At 44.9% G+C, this 15,289-nt stretch carries 15 protein-coding genes; 9 read left to right on the forward strand and 6 right to left on the reverse strand.

What is annotated here, in order from left to right:
• The first annotated feature begins 98 nt into the window (after window positions 1–98).
• Together P2W76_RS08355 and P2W76_RS08360 are read left to right on the forward strand one after the other, a co-directional pair.
• Complete coding sequence (locus tag P2W76_RS08355; protein ID WP_276347264.1) at window positions 99–1,103, forward strand: fumarylacetoacetate hydrolase family protein; 1,005 nt, start codon at window positions 99–101, stop codon at window positions 1,101–1,103.
• 90 nt (window positions 1,104–1,193) lie between these two features.
• The gene (locus P2W76_RS08360) at window positions 1,194–2,081 is read left to right on the forward strand and encodes a flavin reductase family protein (protein WP_276347265.1); all 888 of its coding nucleotides are present in this window, start codon (window positions 1,194–1,196) and stop codon (window positions 2,079–2,081) included.
• Window positions 2,082–2,213: 132 nt separating this feature from the next.
• Here P2W76_RS08360 and P2W76_RS08365 read toward each other — a convergent pair whose 3' ends face one another.
• The 4 genes from P2W76_RS08365 to P2W76_RS08380 form a co-directional block, all read right to left on the reverse strand.
• A complete protein-coding gene (locus P2W76_RS08365) occupies window positions 2,214–2,954 on the reverse strand; it encodes a LytTR family transcriptional regulator DNA-binding domain-containing protein (RefSeq protein WP_276347266.1) in 741 nt (246 codons plus the stop codon).
• 2 nt (window positions 2,955–2,956) lie between these two features.
• The gene (locus P2W76_RS08370; RefSeq protein ID WP_276347267.1) at window positions 2,957–4,015 is read right to left on the reverse strand and encodes a histidine kinase; all 1,059 of its coding nucleotides are present in this window, start codon (window positions 4,013–4,015) and stop codon (window positions 2,957–2,959) included.
• A gap of 39 nt (window positions 4,016–4,054) precedes the next feature.
• Window positions 4,055–4,855, reverse strand: a complete 801-nt coding sequence (locus P2W76_RS08375; protein WP_276347268.1) for a DUF5668 domain-containing protein — start codon at window positions 4,853–4,855, stop codon at window positions 4,055–4,057.
• A 113-nt stretch (window positions 4,856–4,968) separates the two neighbouring features.
• Window positions 4,969–5,712 (reverse strand): DeoR/GlpR family DNA-binding transcription regulator, encoded by a 744-nt coding sequence (locus P2W76_RS08380; RefSeq protein ID WP_276347269.1) that lies wholly within the window; start codon window positions 5,710–5,712, stop codon window positions 4,969–4,971.
• Window positions 5,713–5,892: 180 nt separating this feature from the next.
• Here P2W76_RS08380 and P2W76_RS08385 point away from each other — a divergent pair, with 180 nt between their 5' ends.
• The 7 genes from P2W76_RS08385 to P2W76_RS08415 all read left to right on the forward strand — a co-directional run bounded on the left by P2W76_RS08385 (window position 5,893) and on the right by P2W76_RS08415 (window position 13,766).
• The gene (locus tag P2W76_RS08385; RefSeq protein ID WP_276347270.1) at window positions 5,893–7,704 is read left to right on the forward strand and encodes a glycoside hydrolase family 9 protein; all 1,812 of its coding nucleotides are present in this window, start codon (window positions 5,893–5,895) and stop codon (window positions 7,702–7,704) included.
• Window positions 7,705–7,763: 59 nt separating this feature from the next.
• A complete protein-coding gene (locus P2W76_RS08390; RefSeq protein ID WP_276347271.1) occupies window positions 7,764–8,429 on the forward strand; it encodes a polysaccharide deacetylase family protein in 666 nt (221 codons plus the stop codon).
• Window positions 8,430–8,481: 52 nt separating this feature from the next.
• The gene (locus P2W76_RS08395; RefSeq protein WP_276347272.1) at window positions 8,482–9,438 is read left to right on the forward strand and encodes an ROK family protein; all 957 of its coding nucleotides are present in this window, start codon (window positions 8,482–8,484) and stop codon (window positions 9,436–9,438) included.
• Between the two features lies 1 nt (window position 9,439).
• Window positions 9,440–10,606 (forward strand): MFS transporter, encoded by a 1,167-nt coding sequence (locus P2W76_RS08400; RefSeq protein ID WP_276347273.1) that lies wholly within the window; start codon window positions 9,440–9,442, stop codon window positions 10,604–10,606.
• An 8-nt stretch (window positions 10,607–10,614) separates the two neighbouring features.
• Entirely contained in the window at window positions 10,615–11,376 is a 762-nt protein-coding gene (locus tag P2W76_RS08405) for a sugar isomerase domain-containing protein (protein WP_276347274.1), read from the forward strand.
• A 391-nt stretch (window positions 11,377–11,767) separates the two neighbouring features.
• On the forward strand, window positions 11,768–12,823 hold the full coding sequence (locus tag P2W76_RS08410) for a glycosyl hydrolase family 18 protein (protein ID WP_276347275.1): 1,056 nt from the start codon (window positions 11,768–11,770) through the stop codon (window positions 12,821–12,823).
• Window positions 12,824–12,842: 19 nt separating this feature from the next.
• Window positions 12,843–13,766, forward strand: a complete 924-nt coding sequence (locus tag P2W76_RS08415; RefSeq protein WP_276347277.1) for a Gfo/Idh/MocA family oxidoreductase — start codon at window positions 12,843–12,845, stop codon at window positions 13,764–13,766.
• Here P2W76_RS08415 and P2W76_RS08420 read toward each other — a convergent pair.
• Window positions 13,726–14,169 (reverse strand): molybdenum cofactor biosynthesis protein MoaE, encoded by a 444-nt coding sequence (locus P2W76_RS08420; RefSeq protein WP_276347278.1) that lies wholly within the window; start codon window positions 14,167–14,169, stop codon window positions 13,726–13,728. The two genes, P2W76_RS08415 and P2W76_RS08420, sit on opposite strands and share 41 nt — an antisense overlap.
• Before the next feature lies 1 nt (window position 14,170).
• Window positions 14,171–15,289 carry a HesA/MoeB/ThiF family protein gene (locus P2W76_RS08425; RefSeq protein WP_276347280.1) on the reverse strand — a complete coding sequence of 373 codons (1,119 nt, stop codon included), beginning with the start codon at window positions 15,287–15,289 and terminating at the stop codon, window positions 14,171–14,173.

Below are 15,289 nucleotides of genomic sequence, written 5' to 3' on the forward strand. Positions count from 1 at the left end.
GTTCAATGGTAAATGAAAGTTCCGGGCATCTTTATAATTTCGGAAACCTTATTTCAATTCATTAGTTTTGAGTAAGCCGCTAACCAAACAGAAATTTTATGAAACTGATATCCTATAAAACCGAAGACCAAGAGCATCTCGGTGTTTTTGTAAAAGGTCATATTTATAATCTTAACTCATGCGATAAGCTTATCCCGGATAATATGAACGAATTTTTGTACGGGGGCGAGGAATTAATGGATAGGGCAAAAAAGGTAGTTCTGGACATTAAGTCCGGGAAGCAGGAAGCTAAGGAGGAAGTGTTCTTCGAAGTGCTTGCTCCCGTGCCTCATCCATCTTCATGCCGGGATGGTTACGCCTTTCGACAGCACGTCGCCTCAGCCAGGAGGAATCGCAGGGTTGAAATGATCCCGGAATTTGATCAGTATCCGATCTTTTATTTTACCAATCATAACGCAATTCAGGGAGCTGGTGATATTGAGTGTATGCCTGATCATTTTGAGAAGCTGGATTTCGAACTTGAGGCTGCCATCGTCATCGGTAAGAAGGGCCGAAACATTCCCGCCGCAGAGGCGGATTCATATATTGCAGGATATATGGTTATGAACGATCTCAGTGCCCGTACTTTGCAGATGGAGGAAATGCTTCTCAACCTTGGTCCGGCAAAAGGAAAAGATTTCTCAACGGTTATTGGTCCATGGCTGGTAACTCCTGACGAGCTGGAAGAATTTAAAACATCTCCAAAGGCTGGCCATGTTGGGAATGCTTATGATCTTGCGATGAAATGCTGGGTCAATGGGGTAGAGGTTTCTTCCGGATCAATGGCAGATATGGACTGGACCTTTGCAGAGATCATCGAGCGGTGTTCTTACGGAGCGGATATTTTACCTGGCGATGTGATCGGGTCCGGCACTGTAGGCACAGGATGTTTCCTGGAGTTAAACGGTACCGGGCTGTTAAACGATCCGAACTACAAGCCCCAGTGGCTGCAGCCAGGTGATATTGTTGAAATGGAGATCACCGGGCTTGGCCGTCTGACCAATACGATTCTTAAATCAGATACAGATTGGTCGATACTTAAATTAAAAAAGAACAGAGAATAAAGAGCAAAGAACAAGGACTGACTTTCGGGCGGAATCGAAGGTGCAAACATTGGTCTTTGTTCTTTGCTCCTTGTTCATTAATCCATTACTATGCTAACCCTGAACCCCTCAGATCTCAGTACCGCCGAACTGCAGAATTACCTGCAATATGCCATAGCGCCGCGCCCGATCTGTTTCGTGTCTACCATTGATAAAGCGGGAAATATCAACCTTAGTCCTTTTAGCTTTTTTAATATGTTCAGTACAAATCCTCCAATATGCGTGTTTTCGCCTGCGCGCAGGGTGAGGGATAATACTACTAAACATAGCCTGGAGAATGTTCTCCAGGTGCCGGAATGCGTAATTAACATCGTGAATTACGATATGGTCAGGCAAACCTCTCTTGCAAGTGTTGAATATCCAAAAGGAGTAAATGAGTTTATAAAGGCTGGATTTACCCAGTTAGCGTCCGATCTTGTAAAGCCGCCCAGAGTAGCTGAATCACCTGTGCAGATGGAATGCATTGTAAGCCGGGTTATTCATTTAGGAGATAATGGTGGCGCCGGGAACCTTGTAATAGTTGAAGTAAAGCGGATCCATATCCGCGAAGATATTCTTGACGAGAACGGCAAGATAGACCAGGCTAAAATTGATCTGGTAGCCCGGTTAGGAGGAGATTGGTATTGCCGCGTAGGAGAAGATAATCTCTTTAAAGTCGAAAAACCTGTACGGACGCTGGGAATAGGAGTGGATTCTATCCCTTTAGCTATCAGAAGTTCGCATATTCTTACGGGGAACAATTTGGGGCAGCTTGGAAATGTCGAACACTTGCCTGCTGACGATGAGATTGCTCAATTTCAATCGGATCCTGAGCTAAAACAGATCATGGATGCAACTATCGGTGATAGCACCAACCGCGAACGTGAGCTGCATCAGTATGCCCGAAGGCTTCTGGAGGAGGGTAGGGTTATTGAGGCGTGGAAGGCACTTCTTTCTTGAGTTGTAAATAATACGTTGTACGTCTGGGCGAAAAAGCAAAGCTGAAAGTGGAAAACTGAAAACTGAAGCAAAACGTACAAGCACGTGTCGGAAATCCAGAACTTTCAGTTTTCAGCTTTCCACTTTCACCTATTAAAGTCCCAGGACTTGTCTCAATTTCGGATACCCCGTCTTACTTACTGGAATTTTCTCTCCCGATTTAAGAATAGCCAGATGGGATTCTTTTTCATAGGGGTCTATTCGCGTGATCTCATCAATCTTTACAATGTATGAACGGTGAACACGCACAAAATCAACGTCGCCTAGAAGTTTTTCAAAATAAGACATTGTTTTGTTCTTCAGGAAAGAGCCTTCAGCAGTATGGATCTTTACATAATCGTCATCTGCAGCGAGGAATATAATATCGTTTAAGGGGATGATCTTGATTTTGTTACCTGTTTTTACAACTACACGTTCGTTCTTGGGAGATGATGTTTGAATATTGTCAAGGATCTGGGTAGTGTCTTTTTTGGCTTCTGCTGTTGGCTTTGTGTCCAGCCATTTTTGGACAGCCCTGTCAAATCGTTCTTTGGTAAAAGGCTTCAGCAAATAATCGATCGCATGCTCTTCAAAAGCCTTAATAGCATATTCATCAAAAGCGGTGGTAAAAATCACGGACGGTGGCTGGTCGATCAATTCCAGCATCTCAAAGCCATTTATTTTAGGCATCTGAATGTCCAGGAAGATCAGGTCAGGTTCATGCTGTGCAATGGCTTTGACACCTTCAAACCCATCACTGCACTCCTGTACGATTTCAATCTGCGGCCACGACTGCAAATATTCTATTACTACTGAACGGGCCAGAGGCTCGTCATCAATTAAAATAACACGCATTTTTATACCTGAGGGATTTTTACAGTTGTTGTAAATATATGGGTATAAGATGTAGTTTCCAATAGGTCGGTGCGGCCAAATAATAAATGAAGCCGGCGTTTTACCCCACTGAGCCCGAATCCAGTTCCGTGCTTAGGCCGGGTGGTATCCGGATCGTACGGGTTTTGAACAGTCACATGGAGCTCATTTTCAACACACTCGGCAAAAATACTGATGGTAACCACCCCGGTGGTATCGTAAAGGCCGAATTTTATGGCATTTTCTACAATCGGCTGCAGGAGCATTGGCGGTAATAATAAAGCCCTGCAAGCTTCATGAAATGAAATCTCCGTTGATAAGCGATGTCCGAACCTTACTTTCTCAATGTCCAGATAGAGCTGAAGATGTTCCAGTTCTGCCTCTAAGGTAACAGGTGCCTGATCCTCCTTTTTTAAAGTCCCGCGCAGAAAGTCGGATAATTGATGAATCATCTTACGCGCTTCTTCCGGCCGGCTGCCAATTAATGCTGTAATTGAATTTAAGCTGTTAAAAAGAAAGTGAGGCTGCAACTGTTGCCGAAGATTATAAAGCTCTGCATCCCGTGCAAGGGTTTCGGCTTCAATCTTTCGTTTCTCCGTTTCTTTCTGATCTTGCTGCGTATAATAAACCACGCTTATCATTGCCATCAAACTAATGATCAGGAGTCCCAGGAAGAATCTCACCGGCAGTGAATTATAAAGGAACTCTGCATAATGCGGATCTGTTAACACCAATGAATCTAATATCCAATGGTTGACTAGAAGCCAGATCGAAGCCAGGATAGCGCAATACATCAACATCAACAGGTACCGGTTCTTCTCAGGCCTGTAATATTTAAGGTTGTTCCCAATAAGGTAACAGGCTATGGCGAGTAAGATCGTGCTGATAGACCCATCTATCATAGAGGTCTCGGGTGTAAACCCATACCAAAGTAATATAGCCGATTGCGCAATAACGCACACTACAATACATTGAATAACGATCAGGAAGATCTTATTCCTTGATAGTACAGAGTTAGTTGACCGGATTTGATGTTGAGACACCGCTGTGATTATCTGGTTTAAAATAAATTACCGCTTATCCTAAAAACTCTTGATGTCTATTCCGCCGAATAGTGACGTGCCTGTAATAACTAATATTTTGTCGGGAACTGAGTTTAGCTGGGGAGGCCGTTTATCTTCCACGCCACCAAAAATGGCCACCATTTCGGAGTGTATTGTCCAGTTAGAAGGCACGATGATCTTCGTACCCCCGAACACCTGAACAACCTCCAGGTTTACCCTGCCATTTATGTCGGCCTGCATTAAGTTGATCTCTGAACCGCCGAAGAAATTTACAATATCACCGCCACGGAAGTTCTTTGACACAACGTTCTTCTTGATCCCTCCGAATATGGAGACCGAGTCTATCCTGTCTTCCGGAAACTGTCCCTCACCTGCTGTACTGCCAGTGTTCGACGGATCAGCACTTCCGCCTACGGGTTGGTCGGAACGTGCCGACCAGCTATTTGAATCATTGCTTTTGTCCCAGTTCCCGAAATTATCCAGGCCTTTTGGCGTCTTTCTTCCCATGATCATCCATACTCCAAAGGCAATGATCAGCAGCGGCCAGAAAAACCTGCTTAGGTCCATATCCGGAAGCACCCTGTTGCTTAAAAATATTACACCAATAACGATGGGAACAAAAGCCGATGGCCGGTCATATCCCTGGCGGTAGCCAATATAACAGCCGATGATTATCAAAAATACCGGCCAGCTGAATATCCATCCGGGCACGAAAAATATATCTAAAGTTCTGAGTAATAATAAACATCCCACACCAAGCATTATTAAGCCCACGAGAGCTTTGCCTGATTTTTGATTGGAGCTTTTTAGATTTTGCATATCATTAAATTTGAATCTAATCTAGGGCAAAAAAGGTCACTGGCAAACGTATATTAGGCGAGGTTACCCTAGTTCTCGGTGAATGTCGGTAATTTGTCGGTAAAAATCTAACCCTAAATCACCTTGAAGAACTGATTGTACTTCTCTAGTTTCTTATCGCCAGGCGCCAGGTCAGTCAGTAAAAAATCAATTGTGTTTAAACTGCAAACCTGTAGTTTGTGATTAGTTTCAAGCTTTTCGGCGATACTCATCACGGCAACTCTTCGTGAAGCCTTGATTATCGCCTTTTTAACCTGTACAATCTCCCAGTCATAATCCGTCAGGCCTGCCTCTGCTGATATCCCGTTCGTTCCTAAAAAGCATAAGTCCACATGTATCTCCGAAAGCTGGCTCACAACAGAGGCTCCCGTACATATATAAGAATTAGGCGCCAGCTGTCCGGCAAGCAGGATCACGTTTACACTTGATCGTTGCGCTACCTCGAGGGCTACCAGTGGGCTTACCGTAAAAAGAGTACCTGTCAGGTCAGCGGGAATCATCTTGGCAAACTCCACCATAATAGTCCCGCCTCCCGTAAGAAGGGTCATGCCGTTCTGAACCAGGCTTAATGCCTTTTCGGCTATTCGCATCTTTTCCTCTTTCGCATATACAGCTGCCTGCTGAAAAGGTTGATGAAAGGTCTTAGCCAAAGCGCCACCATGAACCTTTAGGATCTTGCCTTCTTTTTCAAGCTCCATAAGATCCCTGCGCACCGTATCAAGTGAAACACCTAACAAAGTGCAGAGCTCGTTCGATAAAACCTTGTGATGAAGGCTGATCTGTTCTAGAATTATTTTCTGCCGTTCTTCCTGAAGCATTCGTTTAATTATGGAATTATTTACTGAAATTAATGGTCAAATATAATCTAAACTCTGATTCACAAATCAAGGACACTGCCGGATTAATTCGCTAAACTAAATATTTTGTTTGCGTTTTATTGCAATTATTATACATTTGAAAATAAGATATCGCAAAATATTGCATTCTTAATAAGCATTATGGCTATTATCAGAAAATCATTAATTATTTCTTTAATTGCTTTCATTTCATCCGGTCTTGTGGCGCAGGAGAAAGCCAGCAGTTGGATCAGGATTAACCAGATGGGATATTCGGATAAGGCAGTAAAAGTTGCTGTTCTTGCCTCCAAGAATTCGAACAGGGTAAGAAGCTTCGAACTGGTCGATGCCCTTACTTCCAAAACAGTTTTAAAGAAGGCTGCCGGTAAGAATTTTGGAGAATACGGTCCTTTTATATCCTCTTATCGTCTTGATTTTTCGGAGGTTGAAAAGCCAGGAACATATTATCTTCAGGCAGGAGAAACCCGGTCGCCCCAATTCTCCATTGGCTCGGAAGCCTATAAAGGGTCGGCAGATTTTGCTCTCAGATATATGCGCCAGCAGCGATGCGGGTATAATCCATATCTCAAAGCCAGCTGCCATGTACACGACGGTTATAGCGTCTACGGCCCAATGCCCGACAAGACGCCTGTTGATGTTACAGGAGGCTGGCATGACGCGTCGGATTACCTTCAATATTCAACTACTTCAGCTAATGCGACCTATCACCTGCTTGCTGCCTACCGCGACTTTCCCGCTGTTTTTAACGACAGACATCTGGCCAACGGACTTGAAGGCACTAACGGAACCTCTGACGTGCTGGATGAAGCCAGGTGGGGACTGGACTGGCTGTTGAAAATGCACCCGAGGGAAGGCTGGATGTTTAATCAGATAGCTGACGACCGGGATCATGCGGGATACCGCCTGCCTCATCTTGATTCTGTGGATTACGGCTATGGCAGGGGGACAGGAAGGCCGGTTTATTTTATAACTGGTGAAAAGCAAGGCCTGGGTAAATTTAAAAACAACGCAACAGGTACAGCTTCTACTGCCGGTAAATTTGCAAGCGCATTTGCCCTTGCATCCCAGGTTTATAATGGGCAGGATAAGTTTATGGCCGATATCTTTCGGAACCGGTCGATTTCCGCATATAATTTCGGCCTTGCAAAGCCAGGGAATGCCCAAACCGCTTCAGTAAGGGCTCCTTATATTTATGCCGAAGGTAATTGGGTAGATGACATGGAGTTGGGTGCAGCCGCAATTTACCAGCTTACCGGCGATAAGAAATATATGGAGCAAGGCTTGAAATACAGTGATGAGGAAAAGATTACACCATGGATGGGCGCAGATACTGCCAACCATTATCAATATTATCCGTTCCATAATTTCGGTCATTTTGAACTTGCAAAAAGCGGCGACGCTGCTGCTAAGGCGAAGCTGATCAGCTACTACAAGGAAGGTATTGAAAAGGTCTGGCAAAAATCAAAAGGAAACGCTTTCTACCGTGGGGTTCCGTTTATCTGGTGCTCTAATAACCTGACCACATCTTTTGCGATACAATGTTATTTATACCGGAAACTTAGCGGTGACAATACTTATGTACAGTTAGAGCAGTCAAGCTTCGACTGGCTTTTCGGACTTAATCCATGGGGCACCAGCATGGTGTTCGGTCTCCCCTCGCATGGCGATACCCCGGTCGATCCGCATTCATCACTGACCGTTCTTAAAAACTATCCATTGGATGGAGGTTTAGTCGACGGGCCGGTATACGGCAGTATTTATGGAAACCTGATAGGTATTGAGTTGTCAAAAGAGGATGAGTATGCTGAATTCCAATCAAAACTGGCGGTTTACCACGATGATATAGGTGATTACAGTACCAATGAGCCAACCATGGATGGAACGGCGGCACTGGTTTATTTACTGGCAGCTAAAGAACATGATTCACGGGAGGGAGTCGCCGAAAAAAAGTAGTTATTGATGCCAACGGAGCGATAATTCGTGGTGATATAACAAAGAAGCAGATAGCCCTGGTGTTTACAGGAGACGAATTTGCTGATGGCGGAGAAGTGATCAGGAGTGCACTCAAACAGAACAATGTACCCGCTTCGTTTTTCCTTACGGGCAACTTCTATGCTGACGCTCGTTTTAAGGGACTTATTAAGGGCTTGAAAAAGGACGGGCATTATCTAGGAGCGCATTCAGACAGGCACCTTTTGTACGCGGATTGGACGAAAAGAGGCAGCCTGCTGGTCAGCCGCCAAGAGTTTAATGATGACTTGCTTAAGAACTATGAACGAATGGCAGGTTTCGGTATAAGAAGGAAAGATGCGCCGTATTTCCTTCCTCCATATGAATGGTACAATTCTACCATCGCTAAATGGACGGATGAGATGGGCTTAAAGCTGATTAACTTTTCGCCGGGCACGCGGTCTGCAGCCGATTATACATACCCTGAGATGGGCGCGGCTTACCGGCCTGCTGATGAGATTTATCGGTCGATAATTGAGAAAGAAAGAACAGATACCAATGGTCTAAACGGCTTTATTTTGCTTGTACACATCGGTACCGATCCGCGCCGGACAGATAAATTTTATAACAGGCTGGATGAATTGCTGAGAGAATTAAAGAGTATGGGATACAGTTTCGTGAAGCTGAATGATCTTATGGATGATCAGCCTGGATTTGCTAAGAGATAATCTAACTACAAAATACTTGGTGCTAAATACTTTGTACTAAATACTAACTATTATGTCGGTACTCGGAATTGATTTAGGCGGGACAAAAATAGCAGCAGCTCTTTTTAGTGCCGCGGGAGATATGGTCAGCAAGGAGTCTGTTGCGCTCCATGGTAAAAAAGGCAGCGAAGTCGGCGGCCTGGTCACAGAGCTTGTAGAAAAGTTCTTACGAACTTCAGCGGAAAGCGGCATAACTGCTATCGGCGTTTGTGTTCCGGGTATAAGCAGGATTAGTAGCGGGACCGTTTGGGCACCAAATATTCCTGGATGGGATGACTATCCGCTGCTTAAAGAATTGCAGGATGTTTGCGGATCTATACCGGTTGTTATTGACAGCGACAGGGCATGTTATATACTGGGCGAAAATTGGAAAGGTGCTGCAAAGGGCTGCAGCGATGCGATCTATCTTTCTGTCGGAACGGGAATCGGGGCGGGTATTCTGATTAACGATACGATACTTCGGGGAGCGCATGACATAGCAGGCTGTATAGGCTGGATGGCGCTTGATGGGCACTTCAAGGATAAATATATCCCGTGCGGATGTTTCGAATACCACGCTTCAGGAGAAGGCATCGCTAAAGTGTGCCGCGAGCTTTTGCAGGAAACTACCGAATACGACGGCATTTTAAGCGATAAAGCTCTGGACGATATAACAGCAGCAGATGTGTTTTCAGCTTATGATCAAGGCGACGGTATTGCACGCGAGGTAATAGATCAGTGTATCCGCTTCTGGGGAATGGCCATAGCTAACCTGATCAGTCTTTTCAATCCCGAAAAAATAATTATGGGAGGCGGGGTTTTTGGTCCTGCAGCCCGTTGTATACCTGAAATCAAAGCAGAGGCCGATAAATGGGCTCAACCTATTTCTGTAACCCAGGTCAGCATTGAACATTCCCGCCTGGGCGGTGATGCAGGTGTTTACGGTGCAGCATATCTGGCTCTAAAAAGCATTAAACCAATTGATAAGTGAAATGTATAAAGCCAGACTAGTTTTCTTTGCTGCCTGTTTAGGCTTATTGTTGTTCGGGATAGGGCTGATAACGCTGGGTTCAGTAGCCACGGGCCTTCGCGAGAAGTTTATGCTGGACGAAATTACCGCCGGCACTCTGTTCTCAATTATGCCTTTTGGCATCCTTACCGGTTCGCTGGTCTTTGGACCGCTTTGTGATAAATATGGCTACAAAGCCTTTCTAATAATATCTTCCCTTTGCATGTTCGCAGGTTTTCAAGGCATAGCATACGCCGGTGATCTGAGTCTCCTTAAAATATTCATTTTTCTATTTGGATTGGCAGGAGGTGCTATAAATGGAGCAACGAATGCTGTAGTTGCCGACATCAGTATGGAGAATAAAGGTGCAAATTTGAGTTTGCTTGGCGTGTCATTCGCGGTAGGGGCGCTCGGTATGCCGTTTATATTGGGCATACTTGAAGGCCGGTATTCTTTCAGTGCAATCCTTTCGTCTGTCGGGTTTCTGACACTTCTGGCAGCGGCATTCTTTGCCCTGATCAATTTTCCTCCTGCAAAGCAGAAGCAGGACATACCTGTGTTACAGGGTATGAAATTGCTTGGCGATAATTTCATACTTCTTGTAGGTTTTTTTCTCTTCTGTCAGAGCGCTTACGAGGCAGTGATCAACAATTGGACGACCAGTTACCTTATCGACCAGCTCAGCGTTTCAAGAAGTAACGCACTTTATGCCCTATCGCTTTACGTGGTAGGTATGGCTGTTACACGACTTTTGGCTGGCAGTGTGTTCAGGAAGGCAAAACCGCACAGTATTATGTACGTTTCATTAGGGCTTCTTTTCCTGGGGGCCACGCTGCTGCGTTTAAATCATTCCTTTGAACTGGCTGTGTGCGGACTGATCATTACCGGCGCGGGTCTTGCCTCCGGTTTCCCGGTGATGCTTGGATTTGTGGGCGAACGTTATGCCGCCCTTTCTGCAACGGCATTCAGCGTTGTGCTGGTTATCGCGCTGATCGGAAATATACTGGTCACTTACCTGATGGGCCTTATAGCCCAGGGTTATGGGATATCCAATCTGACCCTGGTTACCTATTTGTTGAACGCCGTCATGTTCATCTTAACACTTTTAATCATCAGAAAAATAAATATCAATCCACTCAACAATAAATAATACAAATTATGTTAGCACAACAATGGCTTAAGAATGCAAGGGATGTAATGACCCGTATCGAGGAAACCCAAATGGATAATATCCGCATTGCAGCAGAAATAATGGCCGATTCAATTGAAGCCGGGAGATGGGTCCATACGTTCGGATGCGGCCATGCCACCATACCGATCGAAGAGATGTACCCGCGTATAGGGGGCTTTGTAGGCTTCCATCCGATGGTGGAACTTCCTCTTACATTTTTTACCAGGATAACCGGAGAAATGGGCGTGCACCAGTTTGTGTTTCTTGAACGTGTTGAAGGATATGGCGTAGAGATCATGAAAGGCTATACTTTCGATACCCGCGATACTATGTGGCTTTTTTCTCATACTGGAATAAATAATGTAAACATCGATGTAGCGCTCGAAGCGAAGAAAAAAGGTATGAAGGTGATCGTATTCGGGTCTGCATCTGAAGCCGTAGGGAAGAAAACCCGTCATTCGAGCGGTAAAACCATATTTGACATCGCTGACCATGTGGTAGATTCATGCGCTCCTATAGGCGATGCCTCAGTAGACCTTAAAAACCACCAGGATAAAATTGGCCCCGTTTCCACAATGGCATTTATTACCTGTGTATGGATGACAGTTACTACTGTAGCTGAGATCCTCGCTGAGCGTGGTGTCAAATTATTTATTCATCCATCACATAATGTTCCGGGTGATGACACGGCTAAAGAAAGATTGGAAGATTGCCTGGCTGAGTATAAGAGAAGGATAGCGGGAGTTTAAATCCGATCAAACAGATTCATTCCTTCAGACTTGTTTGTCAAGTTTGAAGGGATGAATTCTGTGAGTGATGGCCAGTTTAAAGTATAGACAACATTGTATTGACACGGCTTATTACTCGGATATTAGTCGGACGTTAGTCGGATATTGGTCGGACATATGACAATTGAAGACGACTGAAATACGACTTATACATGAATTATATATGAGGAACTAGCCGCATAGAGTATACCTAATCACGTAGTCATTCCAGATAAAACTGGAACTCATCATTAATAAAATTCGGGCAACTGGTCCACGTTGGGGTCTTGAAAGTAAGTTTTAACAAATCATTATCCCCATTGCACCCCTAAGTGTCATTGATTACATTTACACCAACCAAAACCATCACCTCATGCTGAAAAGGATATTCTTAATGGCGGTGCTCATAATTGCAGCATCCATTACAAAAGCACAGACAAAATCAGAAAACCTGTTTTACATGGTTAACACCCCTGAATCTTTCGAGAGCTTCAGAGCGAATGTGGACCAAATATCAATCGTCTGTCCGCAGACATTTTTAGTGAGTAAAGAGGGCACGCTGTCCGGATCAGTAGACCCGCGTGTGCTTTCTCTGGCTAAGGCAAATAATGTGAAGGTTATGCCCCTGATTGTAAACAGCGGCTTTGATCAAAAACTGCTGCATGATATTGTGTCAAATCCTGTAGCACGCAAGCGCTCCATAGAAATGATGCTTGAGTACGCTAAGAAATATGATCTGGATGGCTGGCAGTTTGATCTGGAAGGATTAAGCATCCGCGACATGGCATATTTTACTCAGTATTTCAAGGAGACTGCAGACGCACTTCACAAAAATAAGCTGCAGTTATCTGCTGCCCTGGTCCATGCAACAGAGAATGTAGGCGGACCTACCGCATATCACCTCTTTTTATATGAAAACTGGAGAGCGGGATACTCTTTCAAAGAATTATCAGAGATCGGCGATTTTATCTCTATCATGACCTACGATCAGCATACAAGGCGTACTCCGCCAGGACCGGTTGCAAGTCCGGAGTGGATGGAAAAGGTTATTAAATACCTTCTTGATCAAGGTGTTAAACCCGAGAAACTCTCGATGGGGATTCCAAACTATTCGGTGCACTGGTTTACCGATTATACTACTGAGCGTGGCGGTTTTGCAAATGGCAGAAGTGCCAAATACCCAATGGTGCAGCATCTTTTGGGACAGAATAACGCGAAGAAGGTTTGGCATGAGAAAGCTCAGGTGAATTGGGCGATGTGGGACAAAGATGGCGTGTTCGAGTATTTATTTATCGAGGATGCGCAGTCGTTAAAGCCAAAACTTGACTTGCTGAAGAAATATAACCTGAGAGGTATTTCCGTGTGGGTACTTGGTGGTGAAGACCCTGAGGGATGGAATGTGCTGAGGAAAGAAACGGTTCGTAAATAAGCTTGACTACTATAAGATCGTGCTAAAGATAGGTATCATTGGCCTCGGGGATATTGCTCAAAAAGCATATTTACCGGTATTATGCAATAAGGAGCTGGATTTTCACCTATATACTCCAGACCAGGAAAAGCTTTCGCGGATTGGCAGGCAGTACCGTTTTCAAAACCTGCACCGTGATTTTGAGTCGATATTGAACAGCGGTATCCAGGCAGCATTTGTCCATGCCTCAACGAGCAGTCATGTGGAGATTATCCAGCTGTTGCTGATGAATGATATTCATGTGTATGTAGATAAGCCGATCACTTACGATTATGCGTCTTCGAAAAGCCTGGTTCGATTAGCTGAAAGCAGGAAGCTGCTATTGATGGTAGGCTTCAACCGGCGGTACGCCCCGGCTTACCGTGAACTGAAACAAGTAGCCGAACCTAATATGATCATCATGCAAAAGAACCGGGTAGCCTTGCCAGGCGACGTAAGGAACTTCATTTTCGATGATTTTATTCATGTTGTAGATACTATACGTTACCTATTCCCTTACCCTGTTAAAGAGCTGAAGGTAAGTGGTATGAAGAAGGATAATCTGCTTTACCATGTGGTCATCCAACTGATAGCAGATAACGGGGCGATCGCAATGGGTATAATGAACCGTGACTCGGGACTGGTAGAAGAAAAAGTAGAAGTGTTTAGCTCCGGAGAGAAGCGAAGTGTTCTGAACGTATCCGCAGTACATATTCAATCTAACAGGGACGATACGAGTAAAGGGATGGGCGACTGGGATTCCACGCTTTATAAAAGAGGATTTGAGCAGATAGTGGGAGATTTTCTGCAGGCTGTTGGATCTGGCGGAAAGCCGGAGTTTTCAAGTGCGGAATCGTTGCAGACGCATCAGATGTGTGAGGAGATTACCGGTTCACTTTCCATTGATGTGATTCGCCCCCTATGATCTCTTTGCCCCAAACGGGCAGCTCAGCCTTCAAGCGCTCTACAGTCTCCTCGCAAGCGTTTATTGCAGCCTTGCGGTGTGCCGAAGAGGTGAAAACGAATAAGCATATTTCACCGGCTTCAACCGTGCCAAGGCTATGATGTACATGCATGCAGGTAAGCGGGTATTTGGCAAATATATCTTCCCTTATCAGGTGCATTTTCTCCAATGCCATTTCCTCAAAAGCGGTGTACTCGATAGCTGATACCACTCCCTTTTCCGTTTCATCAGCCCTTACCTGGCCGAGGAATATACTATGACCGCCAATAGCCTTTTGGGTGCTGTGCTTCTGTATGCTTTCTGCAATAAATGATGCGGGTATCGGCCCGTCCTTAAATATATTTTTAGGTTTTCTCTCCGTCATATCAGGATCTTTTTAGATTTTTCCAATTGAGAATTCCACCCCTTAAACTATATACTTTTTTTGAATTGCCGTACTTTTCAGTTAAGGCACCCGCCGCCGTTAAGCTTCTTATTCCGGATTGACAGAATAAGACAATTGTCTCTGTGTCAACAACAGCCGCATTTTCCAGTATTTCGCCCAGGGGGATTTTTATGTGATCGAATTCCGTGATAAATGGCATTTCATCCGGCTCCCTGACATCAATAAAGGTTGCGGATTTATCATTTATCAGCCTATCAAATGAAACGCGGTCGACCTCTAGTTCCGAGCGGCTTGAACACAGCCACTCGTAATCTGTATTCCTGAATTCGGTTTGATCTGCCGGGATCAGCGACCTGGTGTGCTCCGCCGCCTGAATTTCCATCTCATACATCAGGTTGTTTAATGAGTTATAGGTCATCAAAGTATTAATGAGCGGCTTGCCAATTCCGGTGATCAGTTTTATAGCTTCGTTTGCCATCATTGTCCCGATAATTCCGGGCAGTGTCCCAAGCACTCCGGCTTCCTCGCAGTTAAGGATCTCACCTTCCCCCGGTGGGTCAGGGAAAAGATCGCGATAGTTGGCCGGAACGGGTGTATCGTTTGTTAGCTGATTAAAAACTGCTATTTGTCCTTCGAATCTTGAAATCGCACCATATACCAGGGGCTTGTTCAAAAGCACACAGGCATCGTTGATCAGGTAACGGCTTGCAAAATTATCCGTGCCGTCGAGTATGATCCCGAAACCAGAAATGATATTCAGCGCGTTAGACGAGTTAAGCATCTCATTATAAGAAATGATATCAATTTCCGGGTTAAGAGCCGCCAGGATTTCCTGTGCCCTTAGAGCTTTTGAAAGGCCGGTATCGTCGGCCGAGTAAAGGGTCTGCCTGTGCAGATTGCTTAAAGAAACCAAGTCATGGTCCACGATACCGAGGGTTCCTATGCCTGCCCCGGCCAGGTATTGCAGCGCAGGTGAGCCGAGCCCGCCTGCTCCAATAACCAGTACTTTGGCATCTTGAAGCTTTTCCTGGCCCTGGTCGCCCAGTTCCTTAAGAGCTGTTTGGCGCTGATATCTGGGGTTTCCCTGTTTATATGCCAT

This window comes from Daejeonella sp. JGW-45 (assembly GCF_029360805.1).
GTDB lineage: Bacteria > Bacteroidota > Bacteroidia > Sphingobacteriales > Sphingobacteriaceae > Daejeonella.

Excerpts from the sequence above, each read along its gene's own strand:
- P2W76_RS08355 (WP_276347264.1), top strand. The coding sequence starts at position 99 with ATGAAACTGATATCCTATAAAACCGAAGACCAAGAGCATCTCGGTGTT.
- P2W76_RS08360 (WP_276347265.1), top strand. The coding sequence starts at position 1,194 with ATGCTAACCCTGAACCCCTCAGATCTCAGTACCGCCGAACTGCAGAAT.
- P2W76_RS08365 (WP_276347266.1), bottom strand. The coding sequence starts at position 2,954 with ATGCGTGTTATTTTAATTGATGACGAGCCTCTGGCCCGTTCAGTAGTA.
- P2W76_RS08375 (WP_276347268.1), bottom strand. The coding sequence starts at position 4,855 with ATGCAAAATCTAAAAAGCTCCAATCAAAAATCAGGCAAAGCTCTCGTG.
- P2W76_RS08380 (WP_276347269.1), bottom strand. The coding sequence starts at position 5,712 with ATGCTTCAGGAAGAACGGCAGAAAATAATTCTAGAACAGATCAGCCTT.
- P2W76_RS08385 (WP_276347270.1), top strand. The coding sequence starts at position 5,893 with ATGGCTATTATCAGAAAATCATTAATTATTTCTTTAATTGCTTTCATT.
- P2W76_RS08395 (WP_276347272.1), top strand. The coding sequence starts at position 8,482 with ATGTCGGTACTCGGAATTGATTTAGGCGGGACAAAAATAGCAGCAGCT.
- P2W76_RS08400 (WP_276347273.1), top strand. The coding sequence starts at position 9,440 with ATGTATAAAGCCAGACTAGTTTTCTTTGCTGCCTGTTTAGGCTTATTG.
- P2W76_RS08405 (WP_276347274.1), top strand. The coding sequence starts at position 10,615 with ATGTTAGCACAACAATGGCTTAAGAATGCAAGGGATGTAATGACCCGT.
- P2W76_RS08410 (WP_276347275.1), top strand. The coding sequence starts at position 11,768 with ATGCTGAAAAGGATATTCTTAATGGCGGTGCTCATAATTGCAGCATCC.
- P2W76_RS08420 (WP_276347278.1), bottom strand. The coding sequence starts at position 14,169 with ATGACGGAGAGAAAACCTAAAAATATATTTAAGGACGGGCCGATACCC.
- P2W76_RS08425 (WP_276347280.1), bottom strand. The coding sequence starts at position 15,289 with ATGGCATATAAACAGGGAAACCCCAGATATCAGCGCCAAACAGCTCTT.